At 70.0% G+C, this 21344-nt stretch carries 21 protein-coding genes; 8 read left to right on the forward strand and 13 right to left on the reverse strand.

The annotated features are described in order from the left end of the window. Positions 1–52 precede the first annotated feature (52 nt). The 3 genes from panC to MKK65_RS16895 all read left to right on the forward strand — a co-directional run bounded on the left by panC (position 53) and on the right by MKK65_RS16895 (position 3404). On the forward strand, positions 53–901 hold the full coding sequence (panC, locus tag MKK65_RS16885) for a pantoate--beta-alanine ligase (RefSeq protein WP_313902046.1): 849 nt from the start codon (positions 53–55) through the stop codon (positions 899–901). Positions 902–1099: 198 nt separating this feature from the next. After that, positions 1100–2014, forward strand: coding sequence for an alpha/beta hydrolase (locus MKK65_RS16890; protein ID WP_243959119.1), 915 nt, complete (start codon positions 1100–1102; stop codon positions 2012–2014). Positions 2015–2126: 112 nt separating this feature from the next. Beyond that, positions 2127–3404 (forward strand): OprO/OprP family phosphate-selective porin, encoded by a 1278-nt coding sequence (locus MKK65_RS16895; protein WP_243959121.1) that lies wholly within the window; start codon positions 2127–2129, stop codon positions 3402–3404. 22 nt (positions 3405–3426) lie between these two features. Here the strand turns inward: MKK65_RS16895 and MKK65_RS16900 are convergent, their stop codons facing one another. After that, positions 3427–4860: an EAL domain-containing protein gene (locus MKK65_RS16900; protein ID WP_243959123.1), complete on the reverse strand. Its 1434-nt coding sequence runs from the start codon at positions 4858–4860 to the stop codon at positions 3427–3429. 303 nt (positions 4861–5163) lie between these two features. Between MKK65_RS16900 and MKK65_RS16905 the strand changes: the two genes are divergently transcribed. Together MKK65_RS16905 and MKK65_RS16910 are read left to right on the forward strand one after the other, a co-directional pair. Next, the gene (locus MKK65_RS16905) at positions 5164–6036 is read left to right on the forward strand and encodes a MipA/OmpV family protein (protein ID WP_243959125.1); all 873 of its coding nucleotides are present in this window, start codon (positions 5164–5166) and stop codon (positions 6034–6036) included. A 59-nt stretch (positions 6037–6095) separates the two neighbouring features. Continuing rightward, positions 6096–6317 (forward strand): heavy-metal-associated domain-containing protein, encoded by a 222-nt coding sequence (locus tag MKK65_RS16910; RefSeq protein ID WP_243959127.1) that lies wholly within the window; start codon positions 6096–6098, stop codon positions 6315–6317. 76 nt (positions 6318–6393) lie between these two features. Here MKK65_RS16910 and MKK65_RS16915 read toward each other — a convergent pair whose 3' ends face one another. The 3 genes from MKK65_RS16915 to MKK65_RS16925 form a co-directional block, all read right to left on the reverse strand. Beyond that, positions 6394–6639 carry a hypothetical protein gene (locus MKK65_RS16915; RefSeq protein WP_243959129.1) on the reverse strand — a complete coding sequence of 82 codons (246 nt, stop codon included), beginning with the start codon at positions 6637–6639 and terminating at the stop codon, positions 6394–6396. A gap of 26 nt (positions 6640–6665) precedes the next feature. Further along, a complete protein-coding gene (locus tag MKK65_RS16920; protein WP_243959131.1) occupies positions 6666–7523 on the reverse strand; it encodes an outer membrane protein in 858 nt (285 codons plus the stop codon). A gap of 255 nt (positions 7524–7778) precedes the next feature. Next, entirely contained in the window at positions 7779–8771 is a 993-nt protein-coding gene (locus MKK65_RS16925; RefSeq protein ID WP_243959132.1) for an outer membrane protein, read from the reverse strand. Between the two features lie 223 nt (positions 8772–8994). On the opposite strand from MKK65_RS16925, the gene MKK65_RS16930 reads away from it, so the two are divergent. Beyond that, positions 8995–9327 carry an MmcQ/YjbR family DNA-binding protein gene (locus MKK65_RS16930; RefSeq protein WP_082643258.1) on the forward strand — a complete coding sequence of 111 codons (333 nt, stop codon included), beginning with the start codon at positions 8995–8997 and terminating at the stop codon, positions 9325–9327. 68 nt (positions 9328–9395) lie between these two features. Here MKK65_RS16930 and glmM read toward each other — a convergent pair whose 3' ends face one another. The 6 genes from glmM to pal form a co-directional block, all read right to left on the reverse strand. Then, complete coding sequence (gene glmM, locus MKK65_RS16935; protein ID WP_243959134.1) at positions 9396–10739, reverse strand: phosphoglucosamine mutase; 1344 nt, start codon at positions 10737–10739, stop codon at positions 9396–9398. 122 nt (positions 10740–10861) lie between these two features. After that, the gene (locus MKK65_RS16940; RefSeq protein WP_243959136.1) at positions 10862–11608 is read right to left on the reverse strand and encodes a sulfite exporter TauE/SafE family protein; all 747 of its coding nucleotides are present in this window, start codon (positions 11606–11608) and stop codon (positions 10862–10864) included. A 656-nt stretch (positions 11609–12264) separates the two neighbouring features. Beyond that, positions 12265–14187, reverse strand: coding sequence for an ATP-dependent zinc metalloprotease FtsH (ftsH, locus tag MKK65_RS16945; protein WP_147899548.1), 1923 nt, complete (start codon positions 14185–14187; stop codon positions 12265–12267). Between the two features lie 147 nt (positions 14188–14334). Continuing rightward, positions 14335–15345 carry a tRNA lysidine(34) synthetase TilS gene (gene tilS / locus MKK65_RS16950; RefSeq protein WP_243959138.1) on the reverse strand — a complete coding sequence of 337 codons (1011 nt, stop codon included), beginning with the start codon at positions 15343–15345 and terminating at the stop codon, positions 14335–14337. Between the two features lie 106 nt (positions 15346–15451). Next, positions 15452–16453: a tol-pal system protein YbgF gene (gene ybgF / locus MKK65_RS16955; RefSeq protein WP_243959140.1), complete on the reverse strand. Its 1002-nt coding sequence runs from the start codon at positions 16451–16453 to the stop codon at positions 15452–15454. Positions 16454–16626: 173 nt separating this feature from the next. Further along, entirely contained in the window at positions 16627–17121 is a 495-nt protein-coding gene (pal, locus tag MKK65_RS16960) for a peptidoglycan-associated lipoprotein Pal (protein WP_243959142.1), read from the reverse strand. Between the two features lie 413 nt (positions 17122–17534). Here pal and MKK65_RS16965 point away from each other — a divergent pair, with 413 nt between their 5' ends. Next, on the forward strand, positions 17535–17927 hold the full coding sequence (locus MKK65_RS16965) for a response regulator (RefSeq protein WP_243959145.1): 393 nt from the start codon (positions 17535–17537) through the stop codon (positions 17925–17927). Between the two features lie 11 nt (positions 17928–17938). On the opposite strand, the gene MKK65_RS16970 is transcribed toward MKK65_RS16965, so the two are convergent. Continuing rightward, positions 17939–18973: a WcbI family polysaccharide biosynthesis putative acetyltransferase gene (locus MKK65_RS16970; RefSeq protein WP_243959147.1), complete on the reverse strand. Its 1035-nt coding sequence runs from the start codon at positions 18971–18973 to the stop codon at positions 17939–17941. A gap of 90 nt (positions 18974–19063) precedes the next feature. On the opposite strand from MKK65_RS16970, the gene MKK65_RS16975 reads away from it, so the two are divergent. Then, a complete protein-coding gene (locus MKK65_RS16975) occupies positions 19064–20131 on the forward strand; it encodes a GSCFA domain-containing protein (RefSeq protein WP_243959149.1) in 1068 nt (355 codons plus the stop codon). Positions 20132–20187: 56 nt separating this feature from the next. Here the strand turns inward: MKK65_RS16975 and MKK65_RS16980 are convergent, their stop codons facing one another. Beyond that, positions 20188–20553 (reverse strand): DUF5615 family PIN-like protein, encoded by a 366-nt coding sequence (locus MKK65_RS16980; RefSeq protein WP_243959151.1) that lies wholly within the window; start codon positions 20551–20553, stop codon positions 20188–20190. Continuing rightward, positions 20550–21263 (reverse strand): hypothetical protein, encoded by a 714-nt coding sequence (locus MKK65_RS16985; RefSeq protein WP_058192380.1) that lies wholly within the window; start codon positions 21261–21263, stop codon positions 20550–20552. Before MKK65_RS16985 ends, MKK65_RS16980 begins: the two co-directional genes overlap by 4 nt. Between the last annotated feature and the right edge of the window lie 81 nt (positions 21264–21344).

A 21344-nucleotide genomic window follows, 5' to 3' on the forward strand; every position in this document is an offset into this window, starting at 1 on the left:
CCACGCGGGTGGATCATGCTCTAGATCGGCGCCCCGCCGCGGAGCCCGACCCGTGCCCGAATCGACCCCTCACCGTTTCAGCGATCTCGCCACCCTGCGCCGGGGCGTCGCCGGCTGGCGTGGTGCAGGCGAGCGCGTCGTCCTGGTGCCGACCATGGGAGCGCTGCACGAGGGCCATCTCGCCCTGGTGGCCGAGGCCCGCCGGATCGGCCGGCGCGTGGTGGCGAGCATCTTCGTCAACCCGACCCAGTTCGGCCCGAACGAGGATTTCTCGCGCTACCCCCGTGATCTTGACGCCGACCTTGCGCTGCTCGGCCAGGCCGGCGCCGACGCCGCCTGGACGCCCGCGGTGGAGACCATGTACCCGCCGGGCTTCAGCACGCGGATCGACGTCGGCGGGCTGACCGAGGGATTGTGCGGCCCGTTCCGGCCAAGCCATTTCTCCGGGGTCGCTACAGTGGTGACCAAGCTCCTGAACCAGGTCGGGCCGGATGTCGCCCTGTTCGGCGAGAAGGATTTCCAGCAGCTCCGGGTGATCCAGCAGGCGGTGGCCGATCTCGACCTGCCGGTGGAGATCCGGGGCGTGCCGACGGTGCGCGAGGCGGATGGCCTCGCTCTGTCGTCGCGCAACCGCTACCTCTCGCCGGAGGAGCGGGCGGCGGCTCCGCGGCTCCACGCGGTGCTGGCCGAGATCGCCGCCGGAGCCCGGGGCGGCAGCCCAGTCGCGGGCCCGCTTACCGACGGACGCGCCACGCTGGAGGCTGCTGGCTTCCAAGTGCAGTACCTCGCGGTCTGCGATGCCCGGACCCTGGCGCCGGTCGAGAGGGTGGACGGACCGGCCCGGGTCCTGGTCGCCGCGCTCCTCGGCCGGACCCGCCTGATCGACAACGTGGCGGTCTAGGGTTCGCTCGACGCGCGAGCGCAACGGCGAGACGCCAAGATTTCGAAAGGTCCGAGACCGCGTGCAGCACAGGACCGAGCCCGGCAGTCTTTGAAACCTGTCAAACCGGCGGTCGCGTCAACACCGGGGCCACGGTCATCTTGGCCGAGCGCTCTGCCTCGGCCAGAGTGACTATATGTCCGACGCCGAGATCCAACGATGCCGATTCCTTCGCCCGATATCAGCGACATCGACCGGATCCGCGCGCGCCTGGCCGCCAGCCCGCGGCCGGCCGATCTCGCGGCCCGCCGCGCCCGCGTGGATGCGCTGGGCGCCGATTATCCCCTGCCGGAAGGTGTCCAGGTCCAGCCCGCGAAGGTGCGGGATCTGCCCGTGGAATGGACCGCAACGCCGGACGCCGACCGGGCCCGGGTGATCCTGTTCCTCCACGGCGGCGGCTATGTCTCCGGGTCGCTGGCAAGCCATCGCCACGCCGTGGCCCAGGCCGGCCGAGAGGCCGGCACGCGCACCTTCGCCCTGGCCTACCGGCTCGCGCCCGAAAACCCGTATCCGGCGGCCCTCGGCGATGCGCTGGCCGGCTACCGGTTCCTGCTCGAATCCGGGTTCGCGCCTGAACGCATCGCCCTGGCCGGCGAGAGCGCGGGGGGCGGCCTCGCCGTGGCGACCGCCCTGTCGCTGCGGGAGCGGGGAATGCCGCTGCCCGGCTGCCTGTGGCTCAGCTCACCCTGGACCGACCTCGCGCTCACAGGCGGGAGCCTGGACACCAAGGCGTCGGTCGATCCGCTGATCAGCCGGGCCTATCTCGCCGAGCTCGCCACCGCCTATCTCAACGGCGCCGATCCGCGCGACCCCCTGGTCTCGCCGATCCATGCCGACCTCACCGGGCTGCCGCCGATGCTGATCCAGGTCGGCTCGGCGGAAACCCTCCTCGACGATGCCCTGCGTCTTGCCGGGGTCGCCGCGGCGGCGGATGTGGCGGTCGCGCTGGAGGTCTGGCCGCACATGATCCACGCCTGGCACCTGTTCTACCCGGAGGTGGCGGGTGGGCGGCGCTCCCTGGCGAGTGCCGGGCGGTTCATCCGGGCGCAGCTGGACCGGGCGGCCGGGCGCTGATCGATCCGCTTCCGGGCCGTGGCTGCGGGGCCACGCCCGAGGTGATTCGGGCATTCGCTGCCTTACGTGATTGGCGCCGCCCCCCCGACCTGCTCTGTGGCCCGCGATGGGAATGCGCCGTGCTCCTGCCCTGCTGGTCCTGTCGCTGGCCGCCGCGTCGCCGGCCGGTGCGGCCGAGGACGCGATCGAGGGCATGGCCGGCCCCTCCGGCGAGCGCCTGCGCTACGACGCGAAGGGCCTGACCCTCACCTTTCCCGAGCCGGCGGTGAAGCTCCAGATCGGCGGCCGCCTGCATCTCGATGGCGGCGCGGCGAGCTTCAGCCGGCCCGGCCTGGACGGGACCTTCCCCGACAGCGTCGCGGTGCGCCGCGCGTGGATCGAGCCGACCCTCACCATCGGGACGGATTGGGTTGTCGCCTTCCAGTACGATTTCAGCGATCCGATCCTGCCGATCAACGACGCCTTGGTCGCGTGGAAGGGCCTGCCGGATACGATCCTGACGCTCGGAAACATGAAAGTGCCGTTCAGCCTCGAATGGCTGCAGAGCAACAACGACACGCTGTTCGCCGAGCGCTCCCTGGCCAATGCCTTCGTGCCGGATCGCCGCTTCGGCGTCGCGGTCGGGCATCACGGACAGGCCTGGACGGCCGTGGCGAGCGTGTTCGGCGACGCCGCCAGCAACGGCATCACCGGCGACGGGGTGGCGGCGGCGGGTCGGGCCACGGTGGCGCCGATCCTGGAGGAGCGTGAGACCCTGCATCTGGGCCTCGCCGGCATCGTCCAGAGCCGCGCCCGGGGCGACGGCGCCTTCAGCTTCTCCACCCCGCCGGAGGCCTTTTTGGTCACGCGCCCCTTCGTCGACACCGGCGACCTGCCGGACGTGGCGCGGGTATCCCGGATCGGCGCCGAGTTCGCCTATCGCAACGGCCCGTTCCTGGTGCAGGCCGAGTATATCCGCAGCGCGGTCGATCGGTTCGCCGGCCCGGGCGGGGCTTCGCCGAGCCTCGGTTTCCAGGGGGGCTATGTCGAGGCCGGCTGGGTGCTGAACGGGGCAGGCCGCGCCTACGCGCTGGTTCCCGACAGCAGCACGAGCTACGCGACCTTCAAGGGCGTCCAGCCGCGGGACGACCAGCGGATCTCCCGGGGCGGGATCGGCGTGTTCGAGCTGTCCGCCCGCTACAGCGCCATCGAGCTGAACGCCCGAGGGTTTCGCGGGGGCGCCGAGCGGGACGTGAGCCTGGGCCTGAGCTGGTACCCGGAGCCGAACCTGCGCCTCATCGCCAACGTCATCCACGGCCGCGTGCAGCCGGGCGCGGCCCAGTCCGACGCGCTGGGCACCACGCCGTTCTCGGTCGACACGATCCTGGGGCGGATCCAGATCTACTGGTGATCGGTGGGGCTCAGACCACCTCTCAGACCGCCCGACGCAGGACCGAGCGGAACGGGCGCCGTTCGGGCTCCGGCTCCGCCGGCGGTGGCGGTGCCTCGGGCGGCGGCGCGGTCAGGACCTCGGCCCGCACCGGCCGCGGCGCCGCGAAGGCTGCACCCTGGGCGTACGGGATGTCGAGGTCGATCAGGTCCGGCACGTCCGCCTCGTCGGTGACGCCGGTGGTGACCAGGCGGATGCCGGCCCGGGCCAGGGCCGGGGCGAGATCCTCGATCGCGATATCCGACAGCTTCCGCCGGTCGGGCCCCGGCCGCAGCAGCATCTCGGCCGGCACCTTGACCTGGCCGACCCCGAGCCCCGCGAGCTGCGCCACGTCGAAGCGCAGGTCGTCAGCCCGGTCGAGGCTGAACCCGATCCGGCCGCGCAGGGGCAGGAGCAGGCCCCGCTGACCCCCGTCGAGGCCGTTCCAGCTCGCCTGGGGCAGGGCGATCGCCAGCCCGGCCAGGGCGGATTCCTCCGCCACAGTGCGCGCCAGCTCCCGCAGGAGGCCGGGCTCGAACAGCGAGAGCGGCGACAATCCATAGGTCAGCATGGTTTCGCTGCCCCGGCGGGCGAGGTGGCGCGCCACGGTGGCGGCCCGCTGCAGCATGCGCCGGTCGAGCTCGGTGGTACGGCCGTAGCGCTCCAGAGCCGGCAGGAACGCTTCGGGCTCCATGAGCCGGCCCTCGACACGCAGGCGAGCCAGGGCCTCGTAGGCCGTGACCTTGCGCTGGGGCAGGGTCACCACCGGCTGCAGGTGGATCTCCAGCGCATCCGCCTCGAAGGCCCGGACGATCTCGGTCTCGCTCTCGGCCCAGGGCGCGGACGGGCGGGGGAGGGGGCGCGGCGGGATCGGTCGCGGCGCGGGCACGAGCTGGGGCGCGGGCGGCGCCTCCTGAACGATCGGCTGGGCCGGGGGACCCGGCTCGATCGGAGCCGCCGGCTGAATCGGTCCCGGACCGCCCGGGAGCGGCGGGCTCACGGGTTCCGGGGCTGCCTGGGCGCGCACGGGCTCCGGGCGCGGCTCCGGACGGGCCTTGAGGGCGGCGATCTCGGAATCCTGGGTGCCGACCACATGGGTCAGGTCGCGTACGATGCCGCTGAGCAGCCCGAGCTCGACGGTCAATTCCTCGACCTCGGCGCGAAGCGCGGCGTCCCCCGCCTCCGGACGTGGCGGCACGGCGGCGGTCTCGGCCTTCAGCAGGCGCCGGGACAGCAGGTCGACCTCGCCGGAAAGCTTGTCGCAGCGGGCCTTCAGGGTGGCGGCCCGCACCTGGGCGAGGCCAGCGGCGACGGCGGCGAGCGTGCCGAGTGCCAGGGCACTCGTGGCCGGCGCGAACACCGCAAGCGGCCCGAGCACGACCAGCGCCAGAAGCCCGGCCGCCAACAACCCCGCATACCGGCGGAGGACCGGGATCATCGTGACAACACCTACCAGGGTTCCTGCACCGGCCGCCGGGAGAAGTCCCGGACGCTGATTCGGCGGGCGGAGACCGACGATGCGATCTTTGTCGCCGCGCGGCCCGCCCGGCAAGGCGAGCGGGTGCGAATTCCATCCGGTGTGGTGCCGGCGCTCGCGGGAACGTTGCGGAATCGCCACGGCGGGGCGGTTTGCACCCGGTTGGATGAGGGTTGCGTCGAGCGCTCATGTGGATGGGAAGAAATAGCGCCATAAAGCGTGGCTATGACAACCGTGCCGACCTGCGTTCCGAAGTGCGTTCCGATGTTCCGTTCCCTCCCACGCGTCGGCGCGTCCGTTGGCGCCCTCGCGTTCGCCCTGAGTGCCGTGCCGACCCGGGCCGCGGATTTCGCGGCGACATCCGCCCGCCCGGTGCCGGTTTTCACCCAGGTCGATCCGAACGCCGTCGATCCGAACATCTGGATCGTCACGGTCAGCGCCTCGCTTCAGGCGATCCCGCGCTATCCCGGCGCGTCGGACTACACCGCGGTCGGCTATCCCGGGATCGACATCCGCAAGGCGGGCGAGCCGCGCCGCTTCTCGACGCCGGATGATGGATTCAGCGTCTCGTTCTACGACAATCCCGCGTTCAGCATCGGGCCGACCGCCCGCATCGTGCCCGGGCGCTATTACGGCGACGACCGGCGCCACCTGTTCGGCTTCCGGGACGCGCGCATCGCCCTCGAGCCCGGCGTGTTCGCGGAGTTCTACCCCGTCTCCACCCTCCGCACCCGCGTGGAGGTGCGCCAGGGCGTCTACGGGCATCACGGCACGGTCGCATCGGTGGCGGCCGACTATCTGATGCTGGCGGGCGCGTTCCTGTTCTCGATCGGCCCACGCTTCAATGTCGGCGATGCCAGCTACGCCCGAAAGTATTTCGGCGTGTCGCCGGCTGAAGCCGCACTCAACGGCCGGGTGACACCGTACAATCCCGGCGGCTTCTACGCGGCGGGCGTGCTCGGTGCCGTGACCTACACCCAGGACGAGACCTGGGCCTATACGGCCTATGCCGGCTACACCCGCATCCTGGGTGCCTCGGGTGACAGCCCGCTGGTGCGGCGCCCGTTCGGCAATCCCGACCAGTACCAATTCGGCCTGAAGATCGACTACGCGTTCCGCATGCCGGCCCAGTTCTGACGCTTGCGCAGGCTGCACCGCGCTCCGACATGCCGGTGACATTGTTCACGGAGGCCCGGATGGACGAGACACACGCAGACCTGCTGATGCAGGTGGAGGGCATGACCTGCGACGGTTGCGCCGCCGCGGTGACCCGCACGGTCACCCGGATCGATCCGGCGGCGGAGATCCGGGTCGACCGCGAAACCGGGCGTGTCGCGATCCGCACCGACGCCCAGGCCCTGGTCATCGCCGAAGCCCTGACCAAGGCCGGCTACACTGCCACGGCCATGACCGGGTGAGGGGACTGTCGGGACACGCCCCAACGACAAAGCCGCTTCGGGGCTGAGCCTCGTCTCTGATCCCACGCTTATCGGTTCACCAAGCCGGCCCGCGGCGGGGCGGCTCGTTGTACATCGGGACGTTGTGGTTGCGCGGCAGGTAGCCCCGGACGATCACGGGCGGCGGCACGGCCGACAGGTCGGGCCGTACGCGGACCAGGCGCCGGAGGCGAGGCGGATCGAAGCCGCGATCCTCCGGCCACGCGGAGGCCGGGGCGGGGAGGAGGGCGAGGCCGGCGAGAAGGCCGAGCGTGAGCGGCCGCAATCTCCTCGGGTCGAACATCGTAAACCTCCCGCCGACGGGCCGCATCAGAACTTGACCGCGGCGCCGGCCCGGACCGTGTTCAGGTTGACCTTGTGCCCATCGAACTGATTGAACAGCACGTACTGATATTCGGCACGCAGCAGGATGTTCGGCGTGATCGCGTATTCGAGGCCAGCTCCCAGGGCTACACCGGCAACGACCTTCGTCTTCGACTGCAAATCATTGTGATAGCTGCCGAACGTATTCACAAAAGACTTCGTTCCTGCCTGGTTCGCGTTGTAGGCGCTGACATCGAAACCGGAATCGGAATAGACGAGCGCGTCGGCGGCGCGTGCGCGACCGATTGCAAGGCCACCCGTGACGTACGGCATCAGATTGTCGACCGCGTATCCGACCCGGGCGCGTAGCGTTCCGTAATCGTTGATCCGCGTCGCCGATGTGCCGCTCAGGTATAGGTTTTCCAGCAGGTTCGAAGAATTTGTTCTCGTCAGACCGATGCTGTCTCGGGAATAGCCCATGCGGCCGAAATTTGTGTAATCGCCTTCGATTCCGAAGACGAAGCTGTCGTATTGAAAGTTGTACCCAGCGTAGACGCCGAAGCTGCCGGAACCGACACGCTTGGATTGAGGGCTGAGCAGTGTCGATGCACGGAAGTCGCTCTCCGCTGTAGAGTCGTGGGAGCGCTGGTAGACGAGCGGTTGGAGCGCATTCTTGAAGCCGAGCGCCGCGGACGTATACCCGCCATGGCCGCCGACATACACGCCGCTCCAGTCGAGCACCGGAGCCGGAACCGGGTCGTAATCGGCGCCGCGCAGGTAATCGTAGTCCAAGTCGGCGGCCCGGGCGGTACTGACGCCGCAGAGGCCGAGGATCGCCAGCAGCGGCAAGGTGACGGTACGCATCGGGATCGTCCTGGGACTGCGAGACGGACGGCGGCTCGGGCCTCGATACCGTGATAGTTGGGTAACCTTAAGCGTCCGTTATTTCGAGGTTCTTGGGATATCCCGATTCGATCATCAGCACTTGGTGTGAACTATCCGCCCAGGCAATTCCGATCTCCGATCCGCCTCGTCCCGCGATGAACCCGGGCAGGACGAAAAAAAAAACGGCGCGGAGGAGATCCGCGCCGTCGGCCGTCAGAGAGTTGGTAGAAACGATCAGTACTTGCGGACCAGCGGGCCGGGGATGGGCTCCGGCATCAGCGGCGGCAGCGGCGCCGCGACCAGGCCGCCGAGGTAGTAGCGCAGGCCGATCTTCACGTCGTGGGCCTCGATGTCCTTCACCTTGATCGCCTGCAGGCTGCCGGTGCAGCACGGCACGAAGCCCGGGCCGGTCTCGGCCTTGCCGAGGTTGAGGTAGCGGTAGGCCACCTCGATCTTCAGGGCGTCGCTCACGTCGTAGGCGAGACCGGCATGCAGCGCCCAGGCGAAGCTGCCGCTGGTCTTGCTCTTGTAGAACTTGCTGCCGCTGTTGGTGTTGTAGACCGGATTGCCGTTGTTGTCGTAGACCGGCGCATAATTGTAGTAGGCCTGCCCGCACTTGCAGTCGTAGATCGGGTTGCCGTAATCGTAGGCGTAGGTCGGGCTGGTGAACTGCTGGTTGGTCGAATAGCCCGAGATGTGGTTGAAGGCGTAGCCGACGCCGCCGCCGATGAACGGCGTGATGCCGTACCAGGTGCCGAGGTCGAAATACGCGTTGGCCAGCACCACCGCGGAATCGAAGTTGCTGGTCGACTTGTTGACCCCGTAGGAGCCGAGGCCGTTGTCGAACTCGGGGCCCTTGTAATACTCGCTGCCGCGCAGGCCGGTGGAGTAGCGGTACTCGCCGGTCACGTCGCCGCGCAGGAACGGGGTGAACTGGTAGCCGACGCCGACGCCCGCGAACCCACCGCCGCCGATCTCGTTGCCGAACGAGCGGTTGGCATCCGGGTAGCCGGTATAATCGTAGGCCTCGGAGTATCTCGGGCGGGTGTAGACGCTGGCGCCGACGTCACCACGCAGGTACCAGCCACCGCCGACCTCGATCGGGGGCGGAGGAGGCGGCGGCGGAGGCGGGGGCAGCAGGTCCGCCGCAGCGGCGAGGCAGGGCGCGCCGACGCTCGCCACGAGCGTCAGGCTGCGCACCAAAGCGTTCAGCTTGGAGCGGGCCATAAGGATTCCTTCACTGGACTCGTGTGCCGGAAGCTTTGCAAGCCGGCTCGGATGACTGTGTGAAGGATGGATCGAACGTCTTAAATCCGGCTTAACGTTAAACGTTAGCCTTGCGGGGCTCTTACAGCCTGAAAAAACCGCAGCTCAGCGAAGGATTTGCTAGTCTTGGCCGCAGCACCCGGCACGATCGCGAACACATCCACCTGCGGGCAGGGCTGAGCCGGTGCTGCCCGAGGACGTGCGCATCCTGGCGCTGATGCTGCCGGAGACGGTGGCGGGCGCCCACCGCGGCAACCCGGATTTCCGCGTCGGCGGCCGGGTGTTCGCGACCCTGTGGGTCGAGGAGGACCGGGTGGTTCTGCGCCTGGCGCCCGCCGACCAAACGGAGCTGTGCGAGGCCGAGCCGGACCTGTTCACGCCGCTCGACGGCGCCTGGGGCCGGCGCGGCTGGACCAATCTCGACCTCGACCTGTGCGAGGAGGAGACCCTGCGCACCGCCCTGCTGGCGGCTTGGCGGACCACCGCACCGGCCGTCCTGCGCGCCGCCTACGCGTGAGCGCCGGGCCCTCAGGGGCTCCGCCCCTGAACCCCGCCAAAGGGCTGGGCCCTTTGAGATCCCCGCCTTCAGGCCGCGACTCTGGTGACCGCCTCGACCACCTCGTCGACCACCTCGTTGACCAGGCCGCGGTCGTCGCCCTCGGCCATCACGCGGATCACCGGCTCGGTGCCGGAGGGGCGGATCACCAGGCGGCCGCCATTGCCCAGGCGGGCGCGGGCCTGGGCGATCGCGCTGACCACGCTGTCCTGGCTGAGCGGCTGGCCGGTGCGGTAGCGGACGTTCTTGAGGATCTGCGGCAGCGGGTCGAAGCAGTGGCAGACCTCGCTCACCGGCCGGCCCTGGCGCTGGACCACGCTCAGGAGCTGGAGCGCCGCCACCAGGCCGTCCCCCGTCGTGGTGTAGTCCGACATGATGATGTGGCCGGATTGCTCGCCGCCGAGATTGTAGCCGTGCTCGCGCATGTGCTCGAGGACATAGCGGTCGCCCACCGCGGTGCGGGCCAACGTCAGGCCGAGCCCGCCGAGGAAGCGCTCCAAGCCGAGATTGGACATGATCGTGGCCACCAGCCCCGGCTGGGTCAGCCGCTCGTCCTCCTGCCAGGAGCGCGCGACCACCGCCATCAGCTGGTCGCCGTCGACCACGTGGCCCTTCTCGTCGACGATCAGCACCCGGTCGGCGTCGCCGTCGAGCGCGATGCCGATATCGGCCCGGCGCTCGCGGACCTTGGCGACCAGCGCCGCCGGGGCGGTGGAGCCGACGTCGCGGTTGATGTTGAACCCATCCGGCTCGGTGCCGATGGCGATCACCTCGGCACCGAGCTCCCACAGCGTCTCGGGAGCGACCCGGTAGGCGGCGCCGTTGGCGCAATCGACCACCACCCGCAGGCCGTCGAGCGTCACGTGCCGGGGCAGGGTGCGCTTGGCGAATTCGATGTAGCGGGCATGCACGCTCTCGATCCGCTTGGCCCGACCGAGATCGGCGGAGCCCGCCAGCCGCGTGTGCAGCTCGGCGTCGATCAGCTCCTCGATCTCGCCCTCGATCGCGTCGTTGAGCTTGAACCCGTCGGGGCCGAACAGCTTGATGCCGTTATCCTCGAAGGCGTTGTGCGAGGCCGAGATCATCACCCCGATATCGGCCCGCATCGAGCGGGTCAGCATCGCCACCGCGGGGGTCGGCACCGGGCCGAGCTGGAGCACGTCCATGCCCACCGAGGTGAAGCCGGCGATCAGCGCGGTCTCGATCATGTAGCCCGACAGGCGGGTATCCTTGCCGATCACCACCCGGTGGCGGTGGTCGCCGCGCTGGAACACGAGGCCCGCCGCCTGACCGACCTTGAGGGCGAGTTCCGGGGTGATCACCCCGTTGGCCCGGCCCCGGATGCCGTCGGTTCCGAAATACTTGCGCGCCATCAGGATCTCCGGTGCCGGGCCGCTCGCCCGGCCAACGCGCCGACAGAGTAGCCCGACAGAACTTAGCAGAATGGATTGCCCCGGGTGCTCCGCGACAAAGGCGGTCGAAATGGGGCGTTGCCTTACAGCACACGCGGGAGCGCGGCCGCCAGCAGCGTGATCCCGGAGATCGTCAGGAGGCCGAGCACCACCCGGCGGAAGGCCGTCTCGCTCAAGCCGACATAGACCCGGGTGCCCAGCAAGACCGGGATCAGCATCGCAGGCAGCACCACGGCCAGCATCGGCAGCGCCGCCCGGGTGACGAGGCCGGAGCCGAGATAGACCAGCATCGTGACGGCGAGCATGGTCAGGTTGAAGTTCTGGATGATCGTGCGCTGCACGTCGCGCTCATAGCCGCGCAGCACGCACCACAGGGTCGGCAGCGTGCCGGTAAAGCCGCCGAGCCCACCGAGCAGGCCGCCGCTCATGCCGACGGCGGCATCCGCCAGCCGCCCGCCCGTGGTGATCCGCGGCAGGTCCTTGGCGAGCAGCATCGCCGGGCACCAGACCACCAGCAGGGTGCCGAGCACCAGCTTGAACCAGTCGGCATCGAGGTGCGGCAGCAGGAGCACGCCCAGCGGAATACCGGCCAGCCCGCCCAGCACGAACGGCGCGAGGCGGGCCCGGTCGAAGCCACGGCGGACGGTGACGGCGGCGACGATCTGCCCGGTCAGGGATCCGGCCACCGCCAGGACGGCGGCCAGTTGCGGATCGATCACCCAGGCCCAGAACGACAGGGCCACCAGCCCGAAAGCGAAACCCGACAGCCCCTGCACAAACCCGGCGACCGCGGCACCCAGGCCGACGATGAGATAAACGGACAAGGCCATCGGGTGCGCGGCTCAGGGAGATCCCACCCCCGGTCTTTTCCGATTCGCTGCCGAGAGCCGAGCCTCCGGCCGAGCTTGCGGGAGGTGTTCACGGACAGGCGGGCCGGATTGTCATGCGGGCCTGCGGGATTGATCAGCGCGGAACCGCACGCGCCCTCCCTCCCCCCCACTGCGGGGGAGGGAGGCCCCCGCGTCAGCAGAGGTCGGGAGAGGGGAACCCAGTTTCCGAATACGGGCGAAGCTGTGGTGCGGGCCGGAGCTTTCCTCTGCACCGTCACTCCCCTCTCCCGACCCGGCCTGACGGCCGGCCCACCCTCCCCCGCAGAGGCTAGCGGACTCACGCTTCAAAAAGCTCTATCGCAAGTCCCTGAAACACAACGCGTTTCCCCTCCCCCTTGCGGGGAGGGGTCAGGGGTGGGGGTGGTGCCGGATGGGGCACAGCGGTGCCTTCTGAGCCACCCCCACCTCCAACTCCTCCCCGCAAGGGGGAGGAGAGCGCACCGTGCTTTCCGCAAGCCGTTGTATGAGTATCGTAGCCCGCAAAGGGGGAGGGAAAGGCGCATGCGGCCGCAGCGCCTATCCGGCAGGAGGCCAAGACCCAAAAACCCAACAAAAAAGGGCGCCTCTCGGCGCCCTTCTCATGACATCCGTCTAGCTCACGCCTGCGGCTGAGGCTCTAGGCCACCGTCGCTCTCCTTCGGGCGGCCGCGGCCGGCGGAGGGGACCGAGGAGCCCCGGGCCGGGGTCGGGGGCACGTCGCCGCCGTCGCGGATCGGGGGCTGGCCCTTCAGGAGGTTGCGGATCTCGTCGCCCGAGAGCGTCTCGTATTCGAGCAGCCCCTGGGCCAGAGCCTCCAGATCGTCCTTGTGCTCGGCCAGGATGCGGCGAGCCTCCTCCAGGCCGGTCTCGACCAGGCGGCGGACCTCGGCGTCGATCTTCTGGGCGGTCGATTCCGAGACCGATTGCTGCCGGCCCATCGACATGCCGAGGAAGACCTCGTCGTTGTTCTCACCGTAGGCCACGGTGCCGAGCTCGGGCGAGAAGCCCCAACGGGTCACCATCATCTTGGCCAGCCGGGTCGCCTGCTCGATGTCCGACTGGGCGCCCGAGGTCACCTTGTCCCGGCCGAAGGTCATCTCCTCGGCGATGCGGCCGCCCATCATGATCGCCAGCCGCGAGGTCATCTGCTCGAAGCTCATGGAGAGCTTGTCGCGCTCGGGCAGCTGCATGACCATGCCGAGGGCACGGCCGCGCGGGATGATGGTCGCCTTGTGCACCGGGTCGGTGGCCGGGACGTTGAACGCCACGATGGCGTGGCCGCCCTCGTGATAGGCGGTGAGCCGCTTCTCGTCCTCGGTCATCACCAGGGTACGCCGCTCGGCGCCCATCATGACCTTGTCCTTGGCGTCCTCGAACTCGTGCATCGTGACGATGCGCTTGCCGCGACGCGCGGCCAGCAGCGCCGATTCGTTCACGAGGTTCATCAGGTCCGCGCCCGAGAAGCCGGGGGTGCCGCGGGCGATCACCTTCAGATCGACATCGGGAGCCAGCGGCACCTTGCGGACGTGGACCCGCAGGATGCGCTCGCGGCCGGTGACGTCCGGGTTCGGCACCATGATCTGGCGGTCGAACCGGCCCGGGCGCAGCAGCGCCGGATCCAGCACGTCGGGGCGGTTGGTCGCCGCGATGATGATGACGCCCTCGTTGGCCTCGAACCCGTCCATCTCCACGAGGAGCTGGTTCAGGGTCTGCTCGCGCTCGTCGTTGCCACCGCCGAGGCCGGCGCCGCGATGGCGGCCGACCGCGTCGATCTCGTCGATGAAGATGATGCAGGGCGCGTTCTTCTTGGCCTGCTCGAACATGTCGCGCACGCGGCTGGCGCCGACGCCCACGAACATCTCGACGAAGTCGGAGCCCGAGATGGTGAAGAACGGCACGTTGGCCTCGCCCGCGACCGCCCGGGCGATCAGGGTCTTACCGGTGCCGGGCGGGCCGACGAGCAGCACGCCGCGCGGGATGCGACCGCCGAGCCGCTGGAATTTTTGGGGGTCGCGGAGGAATTCCACGATCTCCTGGAGATCTTCCTTAGCCTCCTCGACGCCGGCGACGTCATCGAACGACACGCGGCCATGGGCCTCATTCAGGAGCTTGGCCTTCGACTTACCGAAGCCCATGGCACGGCCGGCGCCGGACTGCATCTGGCGGCTCAGGAAGATCCAGGCGCCGATGAAGACGAGAATCGGCAGCCAGCTCACGAGCAGCTGGATGAACCAGGGGGTGTTGTCCGACGGCGGACGGGCGGTGATCGTCACGCCCTTGCCCTGGAGCTTGGAGACCAGGCTCGGGTCGTTCGGGGCGTAGCTGGTGAAGTTGCCGCCGCCGACATAGGTGCCGGACACGTCCTGCCCGGAAATGACCACCGACTGGATCTTGCCGGCATCGGCGTCGTTGAGGAGCTGGCTGTAGGCGATCTCGCTGCCGCCGCCCCGGTGACCCGGGTTCTGGAACAGGGTGACGAGGGCCAGCACCAGCAGGAAGATGACGACCCACAAGGCAAAGTTGCGAAAATTCGGGTTCATCGATCGATCCTTGGTGCGTGCGGCCCCCTAGACGGACACATCGCGCGGCTTTGCCGGTCCATCCGTGCACACCTCGCCAATGTAGGCGGGGGGGCCTGCCTTGCCAAGTAAGCCGGTCCCCCCTGCGGCGAGGGCAGCATCTATCCGTCAATCGGTGGTTTGGTGCCGGCGCGGCGGGGCCGGCGCCAGACTCACCGTGCCGGCGGCATCGGCGGCGATCAGGATTCCCGCCAGAGTGCGGCGGATCGGCTCCCGGCGGCGCAGGGCCGGCAGCAGCGCGTCGAGCACCAAGGCTTCCAGGCGCTCCAGGCGGCGCGGCCCGGCGCCGGCCCGGATCAGGGCGGCGTCGAGGCAGCGCAGGGCGGTCGCCTCCGGCAGGGCCGCCAGCACGGCGCCATCGAGGCGCAGCACCGCGGCGTCGGTATTCTTTGCCGGGCGCAGGGCCGCCGCGAAGGCCTGCTCGGCCGCGACCCGGAGGGCGTCGTCGTCCCGGGCGGCCCGCTCCGCGAGGCGCGCGAGCCGCGCCGGGCTGAGGCCCTCGCGTTCCAGGGTCGCCCAGGTGGCGCGCAGGCGGCCCCGGGCGAAGCGCGGATCGGTATTGGCCGGGTCGCGGACATGCGGGATGCCCCGGGTCTCGCACCAAGCCACCAGCATCGCTTTCGGCAAGGCCAGGAACGGCCGCCCGAGGGTGACGCCGGGGGCGAGGGGGCGCTCGGTCCGCATGCCGGCGAGCCCGGCCGGTCCGCTGCCGGCGGCGAGCCGCATCAGCACGGTCTCGGCCTGGTCGTCCCGGGTATGGCCGGTGAGCACGAGGCCGGCGCCGATCGCCTCGGCATGGCCGGCCAGCAACCGGTAGCGGGCGGCGCGGGCTGCATCCTGCAGGCCGGTGCCGGGCTTCGGCCCCGTCCAGGTCAGGATCGCATGCGGAAGGCCGAGCGCCCGGGCCGCCCGCCCGACGCCCTCGGCCTCCGGGCCGGAATCCGGACGCAGGCCATGATCGACGGTAGCCACCTGCACGGCGGCGCCGAGCGCCGCGGCGGCGTGCATCAGCGCGCTCGAATCGGGCCCGCCCGAGACGGCCAGAAGCACGCCCCGGTCGGACCGACCGAGCCAGGGCCTGAGGGCATGGAGAACCGGATCGTCCGGCAGACCAGTCATATATTCAAAAGGTCCGCGACCTTTTGCGGGTCCAGGGCAGAGCTCTGGTCTCTCGGGGGCTCCGCCCCCGAACCCCGCCAAAGGGCACGCCCTTTGGGATCCCCGATCAGGCGGCGCAGCGGGCGCGCTTCTGCTCCCGGGCGACGCCCTGGCGTACGCCTGTGCCGGCATTGGGGAATTTCCGGTCCAGCTCGGCCAGGGTCGCGCAGGCCTGCTCGCGGGCCCCGAGGGCGTTGAGCGTGACGCCGAGCTTCAGCATCGCGTCCGGCGCCTGCGACGAGCGGGCGTAATCGGTCGAGACCTTCAGGAACTGCTCGGCCGCCTCGCGGTTGCGGCCGCGGGCCAGATAGCTCTCACCGAGCCAGTAGGTCGCGCCGGCGACCCGGTTGTCGCGGGGATGCGACTGGATGAACTGGCGCAGGCCCATCTCGGCCTGCTCGAACTGCTTGGAGCGGTAGAGCTCGACCGCGGCCTCGTAATCGGTGGCCGGGTCGCCGGTCCGGGTGGCGGCGACGCTCTCCGCCGGGCGCGGTGCCGGGACCGGGATCGCGCCGGTGCGGGCCGGGGGCCGCAGGTCCACGGGCTCGTCGTAGCCGGGGGCCGCGCCCTCGGCATCCGGATCCTCGTCCTCGATCGCAGCCCGGGGCAGAGCCTGCGGCCGGACCGGGGCCGCCTCGGCGGCCTCCCGCGGGGGCAGGGGCGGGGAGGGCTGGGTGCTGCCGAGCGGCATCGGCGCTCCGGGGGCGCCGGGGGTCTGGGACGGATCGAAGGCATCGCCGCGCTTACCCGGACGCCCGGCGCCCGGATTGCCGCCGTTGACCGCACCCGCCGGGGCCGGGGCCGCCGACGGCGCTGCCTTACCGCCGCCGCCCTTGCCCTCGTTCAGCCGGAACTCGACATCCTCCTGGAACTTGCGCAGCTGCTCTTTCAGCTGCCGGTTCTCGTACTGGAGGGTCTCGATCTGCCCGGCCATGATCCGGGACTGGTTCTCGATGCGCCCCAGGCGCACCACCAGTTCCGAGGCGTCCTGCGCGGCGGCCGGATGGCCGAGGAGCAGGGCCCCGAGGATCGTGGTGAGCGCGAGGCGGGTGCGAAGGCGGGCGAGCATGATGCGGCTGCGGTCCGATGGAAGCGCGAGGCCCTATCAGATGCGCCGGTCCGCGGCAAAACTGCGGCGCTGAGAGGTCGGAGCCGCGGCCGGCCAATTCTTCGCGGCAATGCCTGCCGGTTCTTCGAAGGAACCGGCAGGCGGACGTGGCTTGGTGCCGGAGCCGCGAAGACTTACGCCCCGGCGCCGCGGTCGAGCACGATCACCGCGCGGCGGTTCTGCGACCAGCACGAGATGTCGTTGCACACCGCCACCGGCCGCTCCTTGCCGTAGGAGACGGTGCGCATCCGGTTCGCCCCGATGCCCCGCGTGGCCAGGTAGTCGTTGACCGACTGGGCCCGGCGGGCGCCCAGGGAGAAGTTGTACTCGCGTGTGCCGCGCTCGTCGGCATGGCCCTCGATGATGAAGGTGTAGCGCGGGTAGCGCTGCAACCAGGCCGCCTGCTTGTCGAGGATCGCGGTGGCGGTGGGCGTCAGGTCGGTGGAATCCGATTCGAAGAAGACCCGGTCGCCGATATTGACGACGAAGTCCTGCGCGCTGCCCGGGGTCGCGGCGCCGGCCCCGAACGCGGAGGCATCGGCGAGATCCTTGTCGTTGCTGCAGGCGCCGAGCCCGAGGGCGGCGCAGACAGAAAGGCTGAGGGCGAGTGCGCGGAAACGCTGGGGCATGATCGTTCAACTCCTCGAGCGGTGCCGAAGGCCGGCTGCTGGTCTTCGAGGCGGGTCCGCGTCGTCTTGAGCACCGGTGATAGGCGCGGATGGTTAAGCGACGGTTCCGTCCGGCGCCGCGGAGCGTCCTGCGAGCCCGCGCCGGTCGGAAGCGTGCGCTGCCGCACGCAAGCGGATGCTGACGCGCCCGGATTGCGGCACCGCCGGGGCGGAGGCGCAAGCGAGGCCATTTCCGCCCCGCCGGTTGCCGCGCGGCAACACGGCCCGATACCGCTTTCGCGGCCACTTTAAGAGATCCTCAACCCTGTGGGTTCTTGATTTGCCTGAAGCGCTCGCCGTCGACGTGGATACCGGTTCGGTGCAAGCGAGCGCTTCAAATCAAAGATTTCGCGCGATCCCCGGACCCTCAAAGCATGCGCCCCGCCCAGTGCGTCCTCATCGTCGAGGATAGCTACCTGCTCCTCGAGATCATCGCGAGCCTGTGCGAGACGCAGGGCATCCGGGTGATCGAGGCCTCCACCGGGGAGGCGGCGCTGACGCTCCTGCGGGCGCGCGGCCATGAGATCGACTGGCTGTTCACCGACATCAACCTGCCCGGGCTGATCGACGGCTGGACCGTGGCCCACGCCTTCCGGGCCCTGCATGCCGACCGGCCGGTGGTCTACACCTCGACCGATTCGAGCGGCGGCCGGGGCGTCCCGGGCAGCCTGTTCCTGCGCAAGCCGTTCCAGGTGGAGGCGGTCAACCGGCTGGTCCGGATGATGGTCGAGGGCCCGAGCGACGCGCCGCTCCGCGCGGCGGGCTGAGCCGGCCTCGGTTACCCGGCCCGGAACAGCGCGACGATCTCGGGCGCGGCGAGCCACGCATCCACCCGCTGGCAGGCGAGGTCACCGGCCGGCATCGCGTCGTAGAGGGAGAAACTCGCCGCGATGAAGCCCGGCAGGTCGTAGAGCCTTGGAAAATCGTCGCCCCGGGGCTTCATCTTGAACAGGAACGAACCGGTCAGCCCGAAATGCTCGGCGATCGGCGGGTAGAGCGGCCAGACGACGTCCTGGGCCAGCTCGTCGCCGAGGTAATCCTCGATCTCCACGGGCTCGGGCCTGAGCCCGCTCTCCACCAGCAGCCGCCGGGCGATGTCCCCGATGACGAACGCCTTGGGGTGGTTCATCACATGCATGAAGGCGCCCCGGCGCGCCCAGCGGGTCACCTCCCGGTCCAGGCCGAAGCCCAGAGCGGCGGCGGACCCGACCAGCTCGTGCACGGCCGGATCCCAATGGTCGAGATAGCCGAGACGCCGGAACACGTCCTCGCGGAACAGGCCGGCGGTACGCCGGGCATCGAGGCCGAGCCGATGGGCGCAGAGCGCGATCGCCGAGTGGTACTGCCCCATCGGCGAGGGCGCCAGCTTCAGCGCGGCGAGGTCCGAGGCCTGGCCGACATAGACCATGTCCGGATGGAAGGCCGAGAACACGATCGACGGGAACAGCTTGAGCCGCGGGTCGGCCGCCCGCAGGGTCGCGATGTCGCCCCCCGGGATCAGCCCGGTCGGGAAGGTCTGCGAGAAGACGTGGTCGTGGGAGCGCAGCGTCCGGATCAGGCCGTCGACATGGCCGTGGTCGCGCTTGAGCGAGCCCATGGGCAGGTAGCGCACGGGGCTCTTGGGCGCGAGGAGGCGCATCGCCTGGGCGATGCCCCGGGCCTGGCAATTGCCCAGCACAGCGATGGCCGGCCCGTCGCGCGTGGTGGCGGCGCGTGCGCGGTTCCGCCATGGTGTCGCCCAGGTAGGCGCCCAACTGGGGGTCGACAGGGACAACGCGCTGCGGGCGCGCCGGGGCAGATCGTTCAGGGCCACGTCGCGTGCCGGTGTCAGCGGACGGCTCGGCATCCCCGAGGGCGCACGCCGTCGTGAAGATCTTGCCGTCGTGAAGAAGAGGGTTCGAAGATGGCGTTGAATCCGTATACGGGTCTACCGGCCGAGCGATTCTGGCGCAAGGTCGTGACCAACGTGCCGCCCTTCGCGGTCAACCCGCACCCGAAGGACACGTTCGCGATCGGGCCGACCGACAAGGTCGCCACGGGCGGGTCCTGCTTCGCGCAGCGGGTCGCCGAGGCAGTGCGCGGCGCCGGCTTCAACTACTACCTGACCGAGCCGCCGCCCCCCGGCATGAGCGCCGAGGAGGCCAATGCCCGCCAGTTCGGCACCTTCTCGGCCCGGTACGGCAACCTCTATTATACCCGCCAGTTCGTGCAGCTGTTCGACCGGGCCTACGGAACGTTCGAGCCGGAGCTGAAGGCCTGGCTGCGCGACGACGGCCGCTACGTCGACCCGTTCCGCCCCACCGTCGAGCCGGCGGGCTTTGCCAGCGAGGCCGAGGTGGTTGCCGCCCGCGACGCGCATCTGGCCGAGGTGCGCCGCCTGTTCGAGACCCTCGACGTGTTCGTGCTGACTCTGGGCCTCACCGAGGGCTGGCGCTGGCGGGCCGACGGCGCGGCGTTGCCGCTCGCCCCCGGGGTCGCCGGCGGCACCTTCGACCCCGAGCTCTACGAATGCGTCAATGCCGGCGCGGGCGAGGTGCTGGGCGACCTCAACGGCTTCCTGGACCGGCTCTGGAGCGTGAACCCGAAGGCCCGGGTGATCTTCACGGTCTCGCCGGTGCCGATGATCGCCACCTACATGGACCGGCACGTGATGGAGTCGAACAGCTACTCCAAGTCGGTGCTGCGGGTGGCCGCCGGCGAGGTGGTCGGCCGGGGCGATCCGCGGGCAGTCTACTTCCCGGCCTACGACATCGTCACCAGCAACGTGAATGCGGGGCGCTACTACAACGAGGACCAGCGCACCATCAACGACGCCGGCGTGCGCCACGTGATGCGGCTGTTCCTCTCCACCTTCGCCCGCGACCGCGCCGCCGCGGCCCCGACCCACGCCCCCGTGGACCTCGCTGCCGAGTTCGAAGGCAATGCCGGCGTGATCTGCGACGAGGAGGAGATCGAGCGCAGCGTTGCGTGAGCGAGCGCGCTGAGCACGCGGGTCGCGCGCCTATAGGGTGCCGATCCGCGTGCTTGTCAGCGGAAGCTCGAACATCGAGCGGGCTTGGCCCTCTCGGCGAAGGTCTCGATCCCGCTCCAGAGGGCCAGGATGCGCTCGGCCTGCTTGACCAGGGGCGCCTTGCAGAGCCCCGCCGAGAGGAAGAAGCCGGTCAGCCGCGACGCCTGGAAGGCGTTGAATTCCGCCTTGTTCCTGCGGATACGGCGGTCCCCTGAGATGACCACCCAGCCGCCCTCACGGCTCAGCTCGGAGATCCATTGCAGGTCCGTCACCCCGGGCCCGTAGCGCTCGCGGATGTGGAGGATCTGATGCTCACCCGCGAACAGGGCCGCCAGGGCCCGGGCCAGGGCGGGCGAAAGGTTCTCGTCAACGAAGACTTTCACGCCGCCTGGAGGGACGCTTCGAACCGCACGGCATCCCGGACCACGGCCACGGGAACCTCGTACAGGCGGGCGACCCGCTCGGCAGAGCCCTCGGCCGTCACGGCCTCGGCCAGGGCCACGGTCGGCACGCCGGAGACGGCGGCGATCGGCTGGCCGAAGGCACGCCGCGGATCGATGACGATCGAATCACGGCCCTGAAACGGCCGCCAGCGGACGACGATGTCGCCCTCGATATCGAGATCGCGGAAAGTCTGTTCCAGGACCGCCCGGATGACGTATTGGCCGCGGGCCAGATCAATCACCTCGCTCTCGCCGTCGGCCTTCAGGCTCTCGAGGAAGATCGTGCGCCCGTCGGTCTTGAACCGGCGGGTCGAGAACGGCCGGGGATCCTGCACGGCCGCGCGGGCCGCTTCGAGACAGCGGCGGATCACGCGCAGGTCGACGTTCTCGCGCACGAACGCCTGGACGAAGCGCAACTCGATCAGATCGCGGAAACCCAGTTCCAGGCGGTGATCGTGCGCCGGCAATTCGGGAGTCCAGAGCGGCGGCATCCGACCCGGACGGCCGCTGGACGTAAACGTATAGCCCCCGAGCCAGCGGGTGATGGTCCGGGCCGGCAGGCGAATCAGCCGTGCAGCCTCAGGAACGGTGTAGAAACCGGTCCCCAGCGGAGCCGCCTCAGAGGCGGGACTGTCGGTGCGCGCCGTCATTGCGGCGAGCGTATCCCGCGGCGCGGCGTTCCGCTACGGGCATGGCGGGCGGGCCTCGCCCGGTTCGGGTTTGCCACCGGC

It is taken from the genome of Methylobacterium sp. J-001 (genome assembly GCF_022829565.1).
GTDB lineage: Bacteria > Pseudomonadota > Alphaproteobacteria > Rhizobiales > Beijerinckiaceae > Methylobacterium.